The organism is Pseudomonas moraviensis, from assembly GCF_900105805.1.
Taxonomy (GTDB): domain Bacteria; phylum Pseudomonadota; class Gammaproteobacteria; order Pseudomonadales; family Pseudomonadaceae; genus Aquipseudomonas; species Aquipseudomonas moraviensis_A.
On record NZ_LT629788.1, the window covers coordinates 3,630,759 to 3,648,826 of the forward strand.

An 18,068-nucleotide genomic window follows, 5' to 3' on the forward strand; every position below is an offset into this window, starting at 1 on the left:
TAGTGGCCGACCTCCGTTTCATCAAGTAGCGAAGCCCCATGTCCGAGCCACGCAAGATCCTCGTCACCAGCGCCCTGCCCTACGCCAACGGTTCGATCCACCTTGGCCACATGCTGGAATACATCCAGACCGATATGTGGGTGCGCTTCCAGAAGCATCGCGGCAACCAATGCATCTATGTCTGCGCCGACGACGCCCACGGTTCGGCGATCATGCTGCGCGCGGAAAAGGAAGGCCTCACCCCGGAACAACTGATCGCCAACGTGCAGGCTGAACACAGCGCCGACTTTGCCGATTTCCTGGTTGATTTCGACAACTTCCACTCCACTCACGCCGAAGAAAACCGTGAGCTGTCGAGCCAGATCTACCTCAAGCTGCGTGACGCCGGGCACATCGCCCAGCGCTCGATCACCCAGTATTTCGACCCGGAAAAGAAAATGTTCCTGGCCGACCGCTTCATCAAGGGCACCTGCCCGAAGTGTGGCACCGAAGACCAGTACGGCGACAACTGCGAAAAATGCGGCGCGACCTACGCTCCGACCGACCTGAAGGATCCGAAGTCGGCGATCTCCGGCGCCACCCCGGTGCTCAAGGATTCCCAGCACTTCTTCTTCAAGCTGCCGGATTTCCAGGACATGCTCCAGGCCTGGACCCGTAGCGGCACCCTGCAGGACGCCGTGGCCAACAAAATCGCCGAATGGCTGGACGCCGGCCTGCAACAGTGGGACATCTCCCGCGATGCGCCGTACTTCGGCTTCGAGATTCCGGGCGAGCCGGGCAAGTATTTCTACGTCTGGCTGGATGCGCCGATCGGCTACATGGCGAGTTTCAAGAACCTCTGCAACCGTACGCCTGCGCTTGACTTCGACGCGTTCTGGGGCAAGGACTCGACCGCCGAGCTGTATCACTTCATCGGCAAGGACATCGTCAATTTCCACGCGCTGTTCTGGCCAGCCATGCTCGAAGGCGCCGGCTACCGCAAGCCGACCGGCATCAACGTGCACGGCTACCTGACCGTCAACGGCCAGAAAATGTCGAAGTCGCGCGGCACCTTCATCAAGGCCCGCACCTATCTCGATCACCTGTCGCCGGAATACCTGCGCTATTACTACGCAGCCAAACTGGGCCGTGGCGTCGATGACCTCGACCTGAACCTCGAAGACTTCGTGCAGAAGGTCAACTCCGACCTGGTCGGCAAAGTGGTCAACATCGCCAGCCGTTGCGCCGGTTTCATTCACAAGGGCAACGCTGGCCTGCTGGTCGACAACAATGCCGCGCCGGAACTGACCGAGGCCTTCCTCGCCGCTGCGCCGAGCATTGCCGACGCCTATGAAGCCCGCGACTTCGCCCGTGCCATGCGTGAAACCATGGCCCTGGCCGACCGCGCCAACGCGTGGATCGCCGACAAGGCACCGTGGTCGCTGAACAAGCAGGAAGGCAAGCAGGGTGAAGTCCAGGCGATCTGCGCCACCGGCATCAATCTGTTCCGCCAGTTGGTGATCTTCCTCAAACCGGTGCTGCCGCTGCTGGCCGCCGATGCCGAGGCGTTCCTCAACGTCGCGCCGCTGACCTGGAACGACCACACCACCCTGCTGGCCAACCATCAGCTGAACGAATTCAAACCGTTGATGACCCGCATCGACCCGGTAAAAGTGCAAGCCATGACCGACGCCTCGAAAGAAGACCTGACCGCCAGCCAGACCGACACCGGCGAAGCCAAGCCTGCGGGCAACGGCGAGCTGGTCAAGGATCCGCTGTCGCCGGAAATCGATTTCGACGCGTTCGCCGCCATCGACCTGCGCGTGGCGCTGATCGTCAAGGCCGAACACGTGGAGGGCGCCGACAAACTGCTGCGCCTGACCCTCGATATCGGTGACGAGCAACGCAATGTGTTCTCCGGGATCAAGAGCGCTTACCCGGATCCATCCAAACTCGACGGTCGCCTGACCATGATGATCGCCAACCTCAAGCCACGGAAAATGAAATTCGGTATTTCCGAGGGCATGGTGATGGCTGCAGGTCCCGGCGGTGAAGAGATCTACCTGCTGAGTCCGGACAGCGGCGCCAAGCCGGGTCAGCGCATCAAGTAAGACGTTGCCGTAAAACGATCCCACCGACGTGCCCCGCATGCCGGTGGGATTTTTCATATCTGGCCGGATAGTGCCTAACCTTAAGGATACCCGCCCGTTTCGCTGGCAGAACCATGACCGAACTCGTGTTAACGCTGATCAGTGCTGCGCTGCTCAACAACTTCGTGTTGCACTGGCCGCTGGGCGTCGCTCCGCTGCTGGCGGGTAGCCGACGGCAAGTCCATGCGCTGGGGTTGGCGACGTTGTGCCTGATGATGATCGTCGGCGTCATCGGTCAGGCGATCTGGCAGTGGATGCTGGTGCCACTGAAGCTTGAAGCGCTGCGTCTGTTCGTGTTCCTGCCGCTGAGTGTGTTATTGATCGCGCCGCTGCTGAAACTGCTGGCGCACGGGCTGCCGGATTGGCCGTTCGAGGGCCTGTGGCCACTGTTGCTCGGCAATGCCGGGGTACTCGGACTGGCGCTGATCAACGCGCAAAACGATCACGGCCTGCTGCACGCGACAGCCCTGAGCCTCGGTGCCGGGCTGGGTTTCTGGCTGGTGCTGAGCGTGTTCTGCGACCTGCGTGAACGCACGGCCGCCAACGATACTCCCCTGCCCTTTCGCGGCCTGCCGATCGACCTGATCAGCGCCGGACTGATCGCAGTGATTTTTCTCGGATTCAGTGGATTGATCAAAACATGAGTCTGATTCAACGCATCGATGCCCTGCTGCCGCAGACCCAATGCGGCAAGTGCGGCCATCCCGGATGCAAACCCTATGCGCAAGGCATCGTTGATGGCGAGCCGATCAACAAGTGCCCGCCGGGCGGCGAGGAAACCATCGCTGCCCTCGCCGAGCTGTTGAAAATACCGGTGCTGGAACTGGACATAAGCCGGGGCCCGGCACCGCCGCAGGTGGCGTTCATCCGCGAGGCCGAATGCATCGGCTGCACCAAGTGCATTCAGGCCTGCCCGGTCGACGCCATCGTCGGCGCGGCAAAACTGATGCACACGGTGCTGATCGACGAATGCACCGGTTGTGACCTGTGCGTCGCGCCGTGCCCGGTCGATTGCATCGAAATGCATCCTCTGCCTGCGAACACGATCCCGGTGGTTGGCGGTCTCGCATTCGATCTCGAAGAACAGCGCGCCCGCGCTGAAAAGCGTGACCATGCGCGCCAGCGTTTCGAGCGCCGCAACCAGCGCCTGCTGCGTGAAGAACAGCAAAAACAGGCCGAACGTGAAGCGCGAGCCGCGCGTGCGGCACAACCGCAAGTATCGACCGCCGACCCGGTGCAGGCTGCGCTGGAGCGGGTGCGTGCGCAAAAAGCCGCGAACGCAGATGCGGCGCTGAAGAAGGCCAAGGTCGATGTGGCGATGAGTCGTGCGCAACTGCACAAATCCCTGAAAGCCTTTGGTCATCCGCCGACGTTCGAGCAGCAGGCGCAATTGATCGTGCTGCAGCAACAATTCGAAGTCGCCGAGCAAGCACTGGCGAAGCTGGAAAACAGTCAACCGGCTATTCCCGCCGTCCCTGCCCCGAGCAACGACGCAGAGTTGAAGCGGGCGAAGATTCAGTTGGCCATGCGCCGCGCCGAATTGAAAAAGGCCCAGGCCGCGGAGGCTGCGCCGGAGCAGATCGCCGCACTGGAACACGCCGTGACCGATGCCGAGCGCCGGGTGCAAGACCATGCCGCCCCTTGAGGCAGCGGACGCTCGCCTGCAACAGGCGATGAATAGCGTGCTGCTCGCAGCTCTGCCGGGGCTGCTTGCATTGTTCTGGCTGTATGGCTGGGGCGTGTTGATCAACCTGCTGCTGGCGGTTGTCAGCGCTTTGCTCGTCGAGGCTGGCGTTGCCCGTCTGCGTCGGCAAGCGCTGCAACCTGCGTTGCTCGATGGCAGTGCGCTGGTCAGCGCGATGTTGCTGGCCGTTGCGCTGCCCGCTTATTGCCCTTGGTGGCTGACGGTCATCGCAACCGCCTCGGGTTTGTTGTTCGGCAAGCACCTGTATGGCGGCGTCGGCAAGAACCCGTTCAACCCGGCCATGCTTGGCTTTGCCTTGAGCATCGCGCTGTTCCCGCAAGCGATGACGCACTGGCCGGGTCATGGCCTTGATTTCCTTTCAGCGCTGCAACAGGTTTTCAATCCAGCACCAGCCCCGGACGCCTGGGTGCAGGCCACGGCACTGGACAGCTTGCGCATCAATAAAAGCCTGACCATGGATGAGCTGTTCGCCGGCAATCCGGCCTTCGGCCGTTTTGGCGGGCGCGGTGTGGAGTGGGTGAATCTGGCGTTCCTGCTCGGCGGCCTGTTCCTGTTGCAGCGGAAGGTCTTTTCCTGGCATGCGCCGGTGGGCATGCTTGCCAGTCTGTTCGTCATCAGTCTGTTGTGCTGGAACGGCTCGGGGTCGGATTCCCATGGCTCGCCGCTGTTTCACCTGCTCAGCGGCGCCACGATGCTCGGTGCATTCTTTATCGTCACCGAACCGGTCTCCGGTGCAAAAAACGCCCTCGCCCGCCTGTTGTTCGGCATCGGCGTCGGCTTGCTGACTTATCTGATTCGCACGTGGGGTGGTTACCCCGACGGCGTCGCGTTCGCGGTATTGCTGATGAATCTTCTGGTACCGGCACTGGAGCGCTTCGCCGCCAGGCGTCAGCCGCCGGTGAGCGCATGAACCGCTCGGCCAGTGTCGTGACGGTTGTGCTGCTCGCACTCGGCGGCGTCAGCGCGACGTACCTGCTGCAACGCAGCAGCGCGCCGCAGATCAGCGCCGAGCAACGCTTGCTCGACAGCCGCAAACTGCTCGATGTGCTTCCTGCCGGGTATTACGACAATCAACCGCTGGAACGGCCGCTAGCCCTCGGCAAGGTGACGTTGCGCCATAGCATTTTGTCGGGCGGCTATCGGGCGATGCGATCCGGACAAACGGTAGCCGTGCTGTTGCGCAGTCGCAGTGAGGGTTACGCAGGCACGCTCGAACTGCTGATCGCCATCGATGCCAACGGCAGACTCCTTGGTGTGAAAACCCTGGAGCAGCGCGAAACGCCGGGATTGGGTGGCTACCTTGGTGAATGGCCGAATGCCTGGCTGCAGCGTTTCACCGGTAAATCTCGCAATGAACCGACAGACCCCGGTTGGGCGCTGAAAAAGGATCAAGGGCAATTCGATCAGATCGCCGGCGCGACCATCACCTCCCGTGCCACCCTCCATGCAATTCATGACGCACTGCGCTATTTCGATGAGCATCGGGAGCGGCTGTTGGGGGCTGGCCCATGAAACACACGGTGAGTTTATTGATGCTGGTGCCGCTCCTGGGTGCCACACCCACGTTGGACGCGGCGCTGGGGATGACCATAATGCTCGGCGCTGTGCTCGGCGTTTTTGCTGTCTGCATGTCGCCGTTGCGCAGGCGTGTGAAGGGCATGAGCGCGTTGCTGATCAGCCTGATCGTCGCCGCGACATTGACCAGTTGCGCGGATCTCGCCGCGCAACGCTGGTTTTTGCCATGGCAGCAGAAGTCCGAGCTCTACATAGGGTTGATCGCCTTGTACTGCGCCGTGTTTGAGTACCACGGCTTCTTCGGCGAGCCCGTCGCTGCCCGCGTCAAACGCTGCGCCCTGTTCGGCGCGCTCATGCTGTTGTTCGGTGGGTTGCGGGAGATTATCGGTCACGGCACCCTTGGCCGAGGACTGGCGGCGCATTGGCAAGGTCTGGTTTTATTCCCCGAGGGGCTGCATCTGATTATGCTGGTTCCCGGCGCTTTTGTTTTACTGGGTCTGCTTCTCGCCGTTCGTCAGGCGTGGACACGCCGCAACTCTGTCACCAAGGAAACGCATCGCCCATGAATGCTGCAAAACGTCTTGAGATATTTCGCCGCCTGCACGAAGACAATCCCGAGCCGAAAACCGAACTGGCCTATTCTTCGCCCTTCGAGTTACTGATTGCGGTAATTCTTTCGGCGCAGTCCACCGATGTGGGGGTCAACAAGGCCACTGCCAAACTCTTCCCCGTCGCCAACACACCCGCCGCGATTCACGCACTGGGCGTCGAGGGGTTGTCGGAATACATCAAGACGATCGGCCTCTACAACAGCAAGGCGAAAAACGTCATCGAAACCTGTCGCCTGCTGGTAGAACGCCATGGCGGCGAGGTCCCGCAGACCCGCGAGGAACTGGAAGCCTTGCCGGGCGTCGGGCGCAAGACTGCCAACGTGGTACTCAACACGGCTTTCCGTCAACTGACCATGGCGGTCGACACGCACATTTTCCGGGTCAGCAACCGCACCGGCATCGCGCCGGGGAAAAACGTGGTCGAAGTTGAAATGAAGTTGATGAAGTTTGTACCGAAAGAATTCCTGCTCGACTCGCACCATTGGCTGATTCTGCACGGCCGTTATGTATGCCTGGCGCGCAAACCGCGCTGCGGCAGCTGCCGCATCGAAGATCTGTGCGAATACAAACACAAAACTTCCGACGATTGATCCCCCATCAGTTTTTTGCATCCATCGATTGAAAAAATCTTTTTTACCCGCCGCAGTAATGTCGATATAAGGAGCGCCAAAGGCAGTCTTAGCCGGGAGTTGACTTCATGAGTACCGACACAGAGCAACTGGATGTAGAAGAGCTTATTTCCACCGATACCGATGAGGTCGAACCGGTGGTTGAAGTGGCCAAGACCAACCTCAGCAAGCGTCGCACAATCGACAACCTGCTTGAGGAGCGCCGATTGCAAAGGCAATTGGCCGACTACGATTTTGATTTCTGATATCTGAAGGCCTCCCTTGACGGAGGCTTTTCATTTTATGCGGCAACTGAGCTTGATCGGCCCATGACGGTCTCAGCTGTCGAATCGTTCAGACCAGGCCATTGCGCTGCGCCAGTTCGATCAGATCAACCAGAGAGCGGGCATTGAGTTTCAGTAACAGGCGAGTCTTGTAAGTGCTCACTGTCTTGTTGCTCAGAAACATGCCATCGGCGATTTCCTTGTTGGTCTTGCCGCGCGCCAACTGTTGCAACACCATCATTTCCCGACCGGACAGGCGATCGACCATGTCCGCTTCACTCGCATTGCCCAGACTGGTTCGCACGGTGTGCAGGGCCTGGTTGGGAAAGTAACTGTATCCCGAGAGCACTGCTTTGATTGCACTCAGCAATTCGGTCAGATCCTGTTGCTTGCACACATAACCTGCTGCGCCCGATTGCATGCAACGCATTGAAAAATGTCCGGGCGCCTGGGAAGTCAGCACCAGAACTTTCAGCGGCATCACGGTGGACGTCAGGCGTGCAATAACTTCCAGCCCGTCGAGTTTGGGTATTCCGATATCCAGAATGACAAGATCCGGCATTTGTTCGCGAGCAATTTGTAGTGCATCAACGCCATTATCCGTTTCTGCAATGACTTCGTAGCCATGCCGTTCCATCAGCATACGTACCGCAAGTCGAATGACGGGGTGGTCATCCACGATCAGCACTTTATTCATGGGCAAGTCCAGTTTTCGCTGTTCGAATTTTTAGAACACGCACGATATCCCAGTCACTTGCTCGATCGCATAACAACTTTTACACGCACTTGCATCGAGAGACATTCCCTACAGGCATTGAGGATATTTCCCACAAATCGAGCCTCGATGCGCTGTTTATTCGGCTAATTCCTTCACCCCGGTGTGAGGATTTTCAATTCCACGGCGACAGCGCCCTACGCCAACTGTTAACGGACTTGTCGACGCCCGCCCTCAGTAGCGGGGAGGCATGGAGCACTGGAACTCTGGCGGTACTAATGCGGCATTCATCATGGAAACATTACGCAGTAGCGCCTGAATTCTTTAGAGCACCCTGTGCTTGAGCGGGAATTTAAAACTTGAAACAACAGCCGCATACTTAAATTCTTGCTTTTGCTATAAATAGAAATACAACCTGCCAAACAACCCTATCGAACTCAAGACAATGCTCAAGATAAAAAAAAAGATAACCAACCCAATGACGGTCATCGCAATATTTGCGATTATTTCGGAAACATCGGCTGCCGTCTCACTGCCATTCCTTGACAATAAGGATCGGGAAATCTACGTCTGGTTTCTGATCAGTTTTCCCTTCTACTTGTTGTTTCTTTTTTTTATTACCCTCAACTTCAACCACCGCTCGCTCTACTCACCCTCGGATTTTGGCAAAGACAAAAGCTTTTTAAGGGCAACAGAGCAGCATGAGCGCGTCAACAAACGAAACGGACCGCCGCACGAGACAGGCGCACCGTGCGCTTTCGAAATAACCAGCAGCATCGTGTCGGGTAAAACGGCTGATGGCAGATTTCAACGGCCATGCCGAATTCACAATTCACCAGATCCGCCAGCCGATATGGGCGACCCACCCAGTCCGGTTGTACAGACTATCAAGTTGTCGCCCTTGATCAGCGAACTGAACATCATCGACACGAGGGATATTGATGCATCGAGGGAATTCGATGCGATTCTCGAGACTTTGCGCAGAACCGATAAAAAAAACCCGCGAGTGCTGGTGTTTTTGTCCAACCATGTGTCGGACTCGCTGGCTCACACCGCATTGCAGCAGATCCGGCAAGCGAAGAAAGGCTCAGGTGCGACGCTGTGTATCGTTTACAACCTGTGCTCACAGACAGTCACGTTGTTGGGAAGAACAAGCTGACAGATGAGTCATGCGCCGCACGCGCACAGACGAGAGACCAGCCTGATGAATCAGACAAAAATTCCAAAAAAAAGGCGGCCCCGAACAGGCCGCCTTTTTTATTGCGCGTCGTTCTGAATCGATCAGAACAACTTGCGGCCCTTGTTGGCAGCAATGCGCATGCGCAAGGCGTTGAGCTTGATGAAGCCCGCCGCGTCCGCCTGGTTGTAGGCGCCGCCGTCTTCTTCGAAGGTCGCGATATTGGCGTCGAACAGCGAATCGTCGGACTTGCGCCCGGTGACGATCACGTTGCCTTTATACAGCTTGAGGCGCACCACACCGTTCACGTTGACCTGCGAAGCGTCGATCATCTGCTGCAGCATCAGACGCTCAGGGCTCCACCAGTAGCCGGTGTAGATCAGGCTGGCGTACTTCGGCATCAACTCGTCCTTGAGGTGAGCGACTTCGCGGTCCAGAGTGATCGATTCGATGGCGCGGTGAGCGCGCAGCATGATGGTGCCGCCCGGGGTCTCGTAGCAGCCACGGGACTTCATGCCCACGTAACGGTTTTCGACGATGTCCAGACGACCGATGCCGTGTTCGCCGCCGATCCTGTTTAGCGTCGCCAGTACGGTGGCCGGGGTCATTTCGACGCCGTCCAGCGCGACGATATCGCCGTTGCGGTAGGTCAGTTCCAGATATTGCGGGGTGTCGGGAGCCTTCTCCGGGGAGACTGTCCAGCGCCACATGTCTTCTTCGTGCTCGGTCCAGGTATCTTCCAGCACGCCGCCTTCGTAAGAAATGTGCAGCAGGTTGGCGTCCATCGAGTACGGGGATTTTTTCTTGCCGTGGCGTTCGATCGGGATCGCGTGCTTCTCGGCGTAGTCCATCAGCTTCTCGCGGGACAACAGGTCCCACTCGCGCCATGGCGCAATCACTTTAACGCCTGGCTTGAGCGCGTAGGCGCCCAGTTCGAAACGCACCTGGTCGTTGCCCTTGCCGGTGGCGCCGTGGGAAATGGCGTCGGCGCCGGTTTCGTTGGCGATTTCGATCAGACGCTTGGCGATCAGCGGACGGGCGATGGATGTGCCCAGCAGGTACTCGCCTTCGTAAACGGTGTTGGCGCGGAACATCGGGAACACGAAATCACGCACGAATTCTTCGCGCAGGTCGTCGATGTAGATTTCTTTGACGCCCATGGCCTGAGCCTTGGCGCGGGCCGGCTCGACCTCTTCGCCTTGACCGAGATCGGCGGTGAACGTCACCACTTCACAGTTATAAGTATCCTGCAGCCACTTGAGGATCACCGAAGTGTCCAGGCCGCCGGAATACGCCAGAACGACCTTGTTTACGTCCGCCATGCCATCACTCCACGGGGTTCTACGGAAAGCCGGGGAGTCTACCGCTCAAACGCGATAATTTACAGAGGCGCGACAGCTTAAGACGACAAAGCGACAGAATCTGTCGAGAGCGCGACGATGACCGATGAGTCAGGAAGTCGTTGCGGCGGTGGCTGGCGTACTCGCTTGCGGTGCTGGCGCAGGGGCTGTGGTCGGTGCCACACGCGACAATTTCACGTTGACCCGACGATTCTTCGCACGATTGGCCTTGCTGGTGTTCGGCACGATCGGATACTGCTCGCCGTGGAAACGCACGGTGATCTGCGATTCCTGGATGCCGTTGGCCTTGAAGTAATCAACCACCGCCAGCGCCCGGCGGCGCGACAGATCGCGGTTGGTCAGGCGATTGCCGCTGTTGTCGGAATGGCCATCGAGTTCGATGTGGTTCACCGTCGGATCGGCCTTCATGTAATCGAGCATCACCTGCAGCTTGGCCTTGGCAGCCGGGTCCAGATCAACGCCTTCGCCGGGGAAGCCGATCTGCGACTGTTTGATCTGGTCGAAATTCTGCGGCAGCAGCTTCGCTACACAGGTCTGGTAATCGTTGAACGCCTTGCTGAATTTCACTGGCAACAGACGCACTTCGGAGACGCGGCCATCGCCAGAAGCACGGCGTACCACCGGGCTGCGGCCGTCCAGCAGGCCGCTGATCAATCCACCGGCCTGCGACTGCGAGCTGTTGAACAACACGTTGCCACTGCCCAGGCGCACAGAGCCCAGGTTGATGTCGCCACGCCCCGGCTGCCACGGTGCAGCCGCCGCGAGCAAGGTTGCCGAACCGCCGCCAAGCATGGCGTTGTAGGCGTTCAGACGAAAGATCGCCTGCTCACCGGCCCTGCGCACGAACTCGCCCGAGCCGAAATCGGTGATCGGCTGGGTCAGGCGGCATTCGAACTGGTCGCCGGCGACCGTCCACTCAATGTTCTCCAGACGGGTCTGGTAGGTCAGCGCCATCGCGGGGAGGCTGGCAAACACACTGAGCAGGGCTAAATAACGCTGGCGCACGGGAGGCTCCATTGGCTTGTGAAACACAAACACCGATTCACACAATGTTTACGGCATACCTTCGGGATATCGGACGCTCGTGGCGAAACTTGATAGCGGGTGCCTGCAAGAGTCTTTTCCGGTAGCATTCGCCTCAGTTTGACCCGCCTGGAATCCCCTCATGTCCGACCGCCTGACCCTGCTGCGTCCCGACGACTGGCACATCCATCTTCGCGATGGTGCCGTGTTGACCAATACCGTTGCCGATGTGGCCCGCACCTTCGGCCGCGCGATCATCATGCCGAACCTGGTACCGCCGGTGCGCAACGCCGCCGAAGCCGACGGCTATCGTCAGCGCATTCTCGCTGCCCGCCCGGCCGGCAGTCAGTTCGAGCCGTTGATGGTGCTGTACCTCACCGACCGCACCCAACCGGAAGAAATTCGTCAGGCCAAGGCCAGCGGTTTCGTGTACGCCGCCAAGCTGTACCCGGCCGGCGCCACCACCAACTCCGATTCCGGCGTAACCAGTATCGACAAGATCTTCCCGGCGCTGGAAGCCATGGCCGAAGTCGGCATGCCGCTGTTGATCCACGGTGAAGTCACCCGTGGCGACGTCGATGTGTTCGATCGCGAAAAGATCTTCATCGATGAGCACATGCGCCGCGTGGTCGAGCGCTTCCCGACGCTGAAAGTGGTGTTCGAACACATCACCACCGGCGACGCCGTGCAGTTCGTCAACGAGGCCTCGGCCAATGTTGGCGCGACCATCACCGCGCATCACCTGCTGTACAACCGCAACCACATGCTGGTAGGCGGGATTCGGCCGCACTTCTACTGCCTGCCGATCCTCAAGCGCAACACCCATCAGGAAGCCTTGCTCGACGCCGCCATCAGCGGCAGCGCCAAGTTCTTCCTCGGCACCGACTCGGCGCCCCACGCCCAGCACGCCAAGGAAGCCGCTTGCGGCTGCGCCGGTTGCTACACCGCCTACGCCGCCATCGAGATGTACGCCGAAGCGTTCGAACAACGTAACGCGCTGGACAAGCTCGAAGCCTTCGCCAGCCTCAACGGCCCGCGCTTCTACGGCCTGCCGGCGAACACCGATCGCATCACCCTGGTCCGCGAAGAATGGACCGCCCCGACCAGCCTGCCATTTGGCGAGCTGACCGTTATCCCGCTGCGCGCCGGTGAAAAACTGCGCTGGCGCCTGCTGGAGGAACACGCGTGAGTGAAGACAATTTCGACGATGAGCTGGACGGTCAAGGTGGCGGCGGCGGTTCCCGTCACCCGATGGCAGCACGTTTTCGCGGCTACCTGCCGGTTGTCGTCGACGTAGAAACCGGTGGCTTCAACGCAGCCACCGACGCCCTGCTGGAGATTGCCGCGACCACCATCGCCATGGACGAAAAGGGTTTCGTGTACCCGGATCACACCTACTTCTTCCGCGTCGAGCCATTCGAAGGTGCGAACGTTGAAGCGGCAGCGCTGGAGTTCACCGGGATCAAGCTCGATCATCCGCTGCGCATGGCCGTCAGCGAGGAAACCGCGCTGACCGACATTTTCCGTGGCATCCGCAAGGCGCTGAAAGCCAACGGCTGCAAACGAGCGATTCTGGTCGGGCACAACAGCAGCTTCGATCTGGGCTTTCTCAACGCGGCAGTCGCGCGGCTGGACATGAAGCGCAACCCGTTCCACCCGTTCTCCAGCTTCGACACCGCGACCCTGGCGGGTCTGGCATACGGTCAAACCGTGCTGGCGAAAGCCTGTCAGGCGGCTGGCATCGATTTCGACGGTCGTGAAGCGCACTCGGCGCGCTACGACACCGAAAAGACCGCCGAGCTGTTCTGCGGCATCGTCAATCGCTGGAAGCAGATGGGCGGCTGGGAAGACTTCGACGACTGATCCTCGTCGAGCAAATCCCGCGCATGAAAAAACCGGCCACTTGGGCCGGTTTTTTTGTACCTCGACGTTGCGCCTTACAGGGCAGCAGCGTTCTCGGTCAGGTAAGCCGCAACGCCTTCTGGAGAAGCGTTCATGCCTTTGTCGCCTTTCTTCCAGTTGGCCGGGCAGACTTCGCCATGCTCTTCGTGGAATTGCAGAGCGTCGACCAGACGGATCAGCTCTTCCATGTTACGGCCCAGCGGCAGGTCGTTGATGATTTGCGAACGGACAATGCCTTTGTCGTCGATCAGGAACGCGCCACGGAAAGCCACGCCGCCTTCGGACTCAACATCGTAGGCCTTGGCGATGTCGTGCTTCATGTCGGCAGCCATGGTGTATTTCACCTGGCCGATGCCGCCATTGTTCACTGGAGTGTTGCGCCAGGCGTTGTGGGTGAAGTGCGAGTCGATCGACACAGCGATCACTTCCACGTTGCGTGCCTTGAAGTCAGCCATGCGGTTGTCCAGAGCGATCAGCTCGGACGGGCAGACGAAGGTGAAGTCCAGTGGGTAGAAGAACACCAGGCCGTATTTGCCTTTGATGGCCGAGGACAGGGTGAAGCTGTCAACGATCTCGCCATTGCCGAGTACGGCCGGGACGGTGAAGTCTGGGGCTTGTTTGCCTACGAGTACGCTCATTGATATCTCCTGGTGTAAAAACTTGAAGTTCAGGGTCCGGGCCAGCCTGTCACCCTCAGGCGACAGCCCTGTGACACGAACCCTCTTCGCAAGGGACGACCATCATACACTGCGTGTTTGGCCTGTCCGTAACGGATTTTCCCTGTTCGGTTGTCCACTACGTATTCATTGGGTAAAGCGAGCGCCTGGAAAATACCGTTCGTCAGTCGCAGGCAAATTGGCTGGGAAGCGTTCCGAAAGCACTTTGACAATCATTCTCGTTAACATTAAGATCCATCGCAATTGAGTCACAACCAGCGACGGTTCTTACTTATGTATGTTTGCCTCTGCACTGGCGTCACCGACGGACAGATCCGCGAAGCGATCTATGAAGGTTGCTGCAGCTATAAAGAAGTTCGCCAGGCCACCGGCGTCGCCAGCCAGTGCGGCAAATGCGCTTGCCTTGCCAAGGAAGTGGTGCGCGAAACCCTGACCAAGCTGCAAACCGCCCAGGCAGCGATCCCCTACCCGGTAGAATTTACTGCTGCGTAATGCCCCCCTTTTCAAAGAACCGGACTTCGCGTCCGGTTTTTTTATGCCTGAAAATCAATTGCTTAGCGTCCAGACGCGGAACACAAACATTCTTATTCCGATTAATTTTCATTTATTATTCAATAACTTAGGTTTGACACTTATAAATACCAAGCTCAAACTCCGCCTTATATACGGTTAATACAGGGCAGGACTCCGATCATGAAAGGCGACATTACAGTCATCCAGCATCTCAACAAGGTCCTTGCCAATGAGCTGGTCGCGATCAATCAGTACTTCCTGCATGCGCGCATGTACGAAGATTGGGGTCTGAACAAGCTTGGCAAGCACGAATACAAAGAATCCATCGATGAGATGAAGCACGCGGACAAGCTGATCAAGCGCATCCTGTTCCTTGAAGGCCTGCCGAACGTGCAGGACCTGGGCAAGCTGCACATCGGTGAACACACCCGCGAAATGCTCGAATGCGACCTGCGCATCGAAAAGACCGGCCACGCTGACCTGAAAGCCGCTATCGCGCATTGCGAAACCGTTGGCGACTTCGGCAGCCGTGAACTGCTCGAAGACATCCTGGAATCGGAAGAAGAACATATCGACTGGCTGGAAACCCAGCTCGGCCTGATCGACAAGATCGGTCTGGAAAACTATCTGCAATCGCAGATGGGCGAAGAATGATCTGACACTCGTCGAATCGAGACACTAAAAAAGCCCCGCCCTCTTTCGAGGTGCGGGGCTTTTTATTGGCCGAAGATCAAAAGATCGCAGCCTCGTTTCACTCGACAGCTCCTACAGGAGGCGCGAATCAGGCTTCGGACTTGTTCGCCGCTGCCGCTTCGACAGCCGCCTTGATGGTGCTTTGCAGCGAACCGTCTGCTGCCATCTCGGTCATGATGTCGCTGCCGCCGACCAGCTCACCGCCGACCCACAGTTGCGGGAAAGTCGGCCAGTTGGCGTATTTAGGCAAGTTGGCGCGGATTTCCGGGTTCTGCAGGATGTCCACGTAAGCGAACTTTTCACCACAGGCCATCACAGCCTGCGCCGCTTTTGCGGAGAAGCCGCACTGCGGGGCATTCGGCGAGCCTTTCATGTAAAGCAGAATGGTGTTGTTGGCAATCTGCTCTTTAATCGTTTCGATGATATCCATGGAGCACCTCGGCTGAACTTTCCGACTCAGAGGTCGGCACGGTGGCGCATTGTAACGGAATCCCGAGCGCCATGCTCGGTCTCCCCGACAGACCCGCTCAAGCCGCCGCCACCGTCACCGGTACGCCATTCAATGCCGCGTTGCCCGACAATTCGTCGAGTTGACACTCGTCGGTCAGGTCGTTGGCGCTCGACCCCGGCTGGCTGCTGGCGATCACCATCTGCACGCCCGGGCGCGCGTGGCCCCAACCGTGGGGCAGGCTGACCACGCCTTTCATCATGTCGAGACTGGCGAGCACTTCCACCTCGATCTGCCCGACCCGCGAGCTCACCCGAACCCGTTGCCCGTCGACCAGACCACGGCTGGCCAGATCATCCGGATGCATCAGCAACTGATGCCGCGGCTTGCCTTTCACCAGACGATGAAAATTGTGCATCCACGAATTGTTGCTGCGCACATGGCGGCGGCCGATCATCAACAACTCATCGGCAGCTGGCGCCCGCAAAGCGGCAAAGCGTGCGAGGTCGGCGAGGATCTCCGGCGGTGCGGCCTGAATATGCTGATTCGGCGTTTTCAGTCGCGTCGCCAGATTCGGCTTCAGCGCCCCCAGATCGATGCCGTGCGGATGATCGAACAGGGTCGCCAGCGACAGCTTGTGCTCCGACGCATCGCCATAGCGGCCCATGCGCAGGCCCATGTCGATCATCTTCGCCGGCGGCATGGTCGGTTTCAGCTCTTTGCCGGTTTTCTCGGCGAACGCCTTGGCCAGCCCGACGAAGATCTCCCAGTCATGCAGCGCGCCCTCGGGCTTGGCGAGGATCGCGCGATTGAAGCGGGTCACATTACGCACCGCGAACAGGTTGAAGGTGGTGTCGTAATGGTCGTTTTCCAGCGCCGAGGTCGACGGCAGGATCAGGTCGGCATAGCGCGTGGTTTCGTTGATGTACAGGTCGATGCTGAGCATGAACTCCAGGCCATCCAGCGCCTGTTCCAGCTGCCGGCCGTTGGGTGTCGACAACACTGGATTGCCGGCCACGGTGATCAACGCGCGGATCTGGCCCTCGCCGTCGGTGAGCATCTCTTCGGCCAGCGCCGAGACCGGCAACTCACCACCGTATTCAGGCCGCCCGGAAACGCGGCTCTGCCATTTGTTGAAATGCCCCCCCGAGGTCGACGCCACCAGATCCACAGCGGGTTCGGTGCACAGCGCGCCGCCGACGCGGTCGAGATTGCCGGTGACCAGGTTGATCAGTTGCACCACCCAATGGCACAAGGTACCGAAGGCCTGGGTCGAGACGCCCATGCGGCCGTAGCAGACAGCACTCGGTGCGGCAGCGAAGTCGCGCGCCAGTTGGCGAATCTGTCCGGCCGGCACGGCGCACAATGGACTCATGGCTTCGGCAGTGAACGACGCCACGGCAGTGCGCACCTCGTCCAGGCCTTCGACTGGCAGATGGCTGTCGCGGGTCAGGCCTTCGCTGAACAGCGTATTGAGCATGCCGAACAACAGCGCCGCGTCGCCGCCCGGGCGGACGAACACATGCTGATCGGCCATCGCTGCGGTTTCGCTGCGCCGCGGATCGACCACCACCACTTTGCCGCCGCGTGCCTGAATAGCCTTCAGGCGTTTCTCGACATCCGGCACGGTCATGATGCTGCCGTTGGAGGCCAGCGGATTGCCGCCAAGAATCAGCATGAAATCGGTGTGGTCGATGTCCGGGATCGGCAACAGCAAACCGTGGCCGTACATCAGGTAGCTGCTGAGGTGATGAGGCAGTTGATCGACTGAAGTGGCCGAGTAGCGATTGCGCGTTTTCAGCAAACCGAGGAAGTAATTGCTGTGGGTCATCAGCCCGTAGTTGTGCACGCTCGGGTTGCCTTGATAAACCGCCACCGCGTTCTGCCCATGACGCTCCTGAATCGCCGCGAGCTTGTCGGCCACCAGCGCAAAGGCTTCGTCCCACTCGATCGGCAGCCATTCATTGCCGACCCGACGCATCGGTTGGCGCAGGCGATCCGGGTCATTCTGGATATCCTGCAGGGCCACGGCTTTCGGGCAGATATGCCCGCGACTGAAGGTATCGAGGGCATCCCCCTTGATCGAGGTGATCGCGACGTTGCCATCGGTTTCTGTGGTTTCGATGGTCAGGCCGCAAATGGCTTCGCACAGGTGGCACGCACGGTGGTGAAGAGTCTTGGTCATGGCCAGTCTCTGTCTTGTTCGGGAGCGGGCAATCACGCCCGCGGGAACAAAACTATGGCCCGTGCACAGAGGCTGCGCCAGCGACGTTCGTCTTGTGAATCGACGGTTATCAGGGCAGCCGATAAACCGCTGCAATCAGTTCGAAGGCAACTGCGGCGGTGCAGCCAGCTGGATTTCCTGGATGGTTTCGATCTGCTCGTGGGCGACATGCACGCCGGTGAGTTCGCCGATCAATCGCCAGTGCTCGTCGAGCCCGGCGCTGATGGTGGCCATTCGATCGATCATGTGTCGACCGGCGGATTTGACCACTTCGTCTTCACTGCGCAACAACTCGAAAGACATCGAGGTCACCGAGGCGGTGAGATGGGTCAGAGAGCGAGCCGTGTGGCCCAGCAGTTCCATTAACAGTTGTTCTTTCGATTCCATGCGGAGGCTTCCTGCGTCGCTCGAAACTTATTTATAACCCAGCACTTTGCTTTAGCAAATGTTTCAGTCTGAACATCCGACCAAGCGAATCCGTGG

General features: G+C 59.1%; 20 protein-coding genes. 13 read left to right on the top strand and 7 right to left on the bottom strand.

Features of this window, described 5'->3' with window-relative positions; all coding sequences use genetic code 11:
* Positions 1-38 precede the first annotated feature (38 nt).
* The 8 genes from metG to BLU71_RS27515 all read left to right on the top strand — a co-directional run bounded on the left by metG (position 39) and on the right by BLU71_RS27515 (position 6,834).
* Entirely contained in the window at positions 39-2,090 is a 2,052-nt protein-coding gene (metG, locus tag BLU71_RS16095; RefSeq protein ID WP_083353482.1) for a methionine--tRNA ligase, read from the top strand.
* A 113-nt stretch (positions 2,091-2,203) separates the two neighbouring features.
* Complete coding sequence (locus BLU71_RS16100) at positions 2,204-2,773, top strand: Rnf-Nqr domain containing protein (RefSeq protein WP_083353483.1); 570 nt, start codon at positions 2,204-2,206, stop codon at positions 2,771-2,773.
* The gene (gene rsxB, locus BLU71_RS16105; RefSeq protein ID WP_083353484.1) at positions 2,770-3,774 is read left to right on the top strand and encodes an electron transport complex subunit RsxB; all 1,005 of its coding nucleotides are present in this window, start codon (positions 2,770-2,772) and stop codon (positions 3,772-3,774) included. The genes BLU71_RS16100 and rsxB overlap by 4 nt, the downstream gene beginning before the upstream one ends.
* On the top strand, positions 3,761-4,744 hold the full coding sequence (locus BLU71_RS16110) for an RnfABCDGE type electron transport complex subunit D (protein ID WP_083354346.1): 984 nt from the start codon (positions 3,761-3,763) through the stop codon (positions 4,742-4,744). The genes rsxB and BLU71_RS16110 overlap by 14 nt, the downstream gene beginning before the upstream one ends.
* Positions 4,741-5,346 carry an RnfABCDGE type electron transport complex subunit G gene (locus BLU71_RS16115; protein ID WP_042607361.1) on the top strand — a complete coding sequence of 202 codons (606 nt, stop codon included), beginning with the start codon at positions 4,741-4,743 and terminating at the stop codon, positions 5,344-5,346. Before BLU71_RS16110 ends, BLU71_RS16115 begins: the two co-directional genes overlap by 4 nt.
* Positions 5,343-5,915, top strand: coding sequence for an Rnf-Nqr domain containing protein (locus BLU71_RS16120; protein ID WP_083353485.1), 573 nt, complete (start codon positions 5,343-5,345; stop codon positions 5,913-5,915). Before BLU71_RS16115 ends, BLU71_RS16120 begins: the two co-directional genes overlap by 4 nt.
* Positions 5,912-6,550 carry an endonuclease III gene (gene nth, locus BLU71_RS16125; RefSeq protein ID WP_016773410.1) on the top strand — a complete coding sequence of 213 codons (639 nt, stop codon included), beginning with the start codon at positions 5,912-5,914 and terminating at the stop codon, positions 6,548-6,550. Before BLU71_RS16120 ends, nth begins: the two co-directional genes overlap by 4 nt.
* A 107-nt stretch (positions 6,551-6,657) precedes the next feature.
* Positions 6,658-6,834 (top strand): PA3496 family putative envelope integrity protein, encoded by a 177-nt coding sequence (locus BLU71_RS27515; protein ID WP_042607363.1) that lies wholly within the window; start codon positions 6,658-6,660, stop codon positions 6,832-6,834.
* Positions 6,835-6,922: 88 nt separating this feature from the next.
* Here the strand turns inward: BLU71_RS27515 and BLU71_RS16130 are convergent, their stop codons facing one another.
* Positions 6,923-7,549: a response regulator transcription factor gene (locus tag BLU71_RS16130; protein WP_042607364.1), complete on the bottom strand. Its 627-nt coding sequence runs from the start codon at positions 7,547-7,549 to the stop codon at positions 6,923-6,925.
* A 463-nt stretch (positions 7,550-8,012) separates the two neighbouring features.
* On the opposite strand from BLU71_RS16130, the gene BLU71_RS16135 reads away from it, so the two are divergent.
* Complete coding sequence (locus BLU71_RS16135) at positions 8,013-8,726, top strand: hypothetical protein (RefSeq protein WP_042607365.1); 714 nt, start codon at positions 8,013-8,015, stop codon at positions 8,724-8,726.
* Between the two features lie 122 nt (positions 8,727-8,848).
* Here BLU71_RS16135 and BLU71_RS16140 read toward each other — a convergent pair whose 3' ends face one another.
* Both BLU71_RS16140 and BLU71_RS16145 read right to left on the bottom strand, forming a co-directional pair.
* On the bottom strand, positions 8,849-10,066 hold the full coding sequence (locus tag BLU71_RS16140; RefSeq protein WP_011335737.1) for an argininosuccinate synthase: 1,218 nt from the start codon (positions 10,064-10,066) through the stop codon (positions 8,849-8,851).
* A 129-nt stretch (positions 10,067-10,195) separates the two neighbouring features.
* Positions 10,196-11,110: a flagellar protein MotY gene (locus tag BLU71_RS16145; RefSeq protein ID WP_083353486.1), complete on the bottom strand. Its 915-nt coding sequence runs from the start codon at positions 11,108-11,110 to the stop codon at positions 10,196-10,198.
* Between the two features lie 160 nt (positions 11,111-11,270).
* Between BLU71_RS16145 and pyrC the strand changes: the two genes are divergently transcribed.
* Positions 11,271-12,317: a dihydroorotase gene (gene pyrC, locus BLU71_RS16150; RefSeq protein ID WP_083353487.1), complete on the top strand. Its 1,047-nt coding sequence runs from the start codon at positions 11,271-11,273 to the stop codon at positions 12,315-12,317.
* A complete protein-coding gene (rnt, locus tag BLU71_RS16155; protein WP_016773404.1) occupies positions 12,314-12,991 on the top strand; it encodes a ribonuclease T in 678 nt (225 codons plus the stop codon). The genes pyrC and rnt overlap by 4 nt, the downstream gene beginning before the upstream one ends.
* 74 nt (positions 12,992-13,065) lie before the next feature.
* Here the strand turns inward: rnt and BLU71_RS16160 are convergent, their stop codons facing one another.
* Positions 13,066-13,668: a peroxiredoxin gene (locus BLU71_RS16160; RefSeq protein ID WP_042607367.1), complete on the bottom strand. Its 603-nt coding sequence runs from the start codon at positions 13,666-13,668 to the stop codon at positions 13,066-13,068.
* A gap of 312 nt (positions 13,669-13,980) precedes the next feature.
* Here BLU71_RS16160 and BLU71_RS16165 point away from each other — a divergent pair, with 312 nt between their 5' ends.
* Positions 13,981-14,199, top strand: a complete 219-nt coding sequence (locus BLU71_RS16165; RefSeq protein ID WP_003227725.1) for a bacterioferritin-associated ferredoxin — start codon at positions 13,981-13,983, stop codon at positions 14,197-14,199.
* Positions 14,200-14,400: 201 nt separating this feature from the next.
* Positions 14,401-14,874: a bacterioferritin gene (bfr, locus tag BLU71_RS16170; RefSeq protein WP_083353488.1), complete on the top strand. Its 474-nt coding sequence runs from the start codon at positions 14,401-14,403 to the stop codon at positions 14,872-14,874.
* Between the two features lie 127 nt (positions 14,875-15,001).
* Here bfr and grxD read toward each other — a convergent pair whose 3' ends face one another.
* The 3 genes from grxD to BLU71_RS16185 form a co-directional block, all read right to left on the bottom strand.
* Complete coding sequence (gene grxD, locus BLU71_RS16175) at positions 15,002-15,343, bottom strand: Grx4 family monothiol glutaredoxin (protein ID WP_016773402.1); 342 nt, start codon at positions 15,341-15,343, stop codon at positions 15,002-15,004.
* Between the two features lie 97 nt (positions 15,344-15,440).
* Positions 15,441-17,546 (bottom strand): molybdopterin oxidoreductase family protein, encoded by a 2,106-nt coding sequence (locus tag BLU71_RS16180; RefSeq protein WP_083353489.1) that lies wholly within the window; start codon positions 17,544-17,546, stop codon positions 15,441-15,443.
* 135 nt (positions 17,547-17,681) lie between these two features.
* A complete protein-coding gene (locus BLU71_RS16185) occupies positions 17,682-17,972 on the bottom strand; it encodes a hypothetical protein (protein WP_042607370.1) in 291 nt (96 codons plus the stop codon).
* Between the last annotated feature and the right edge of the window lie 96 nt (positions 17,973-18,068).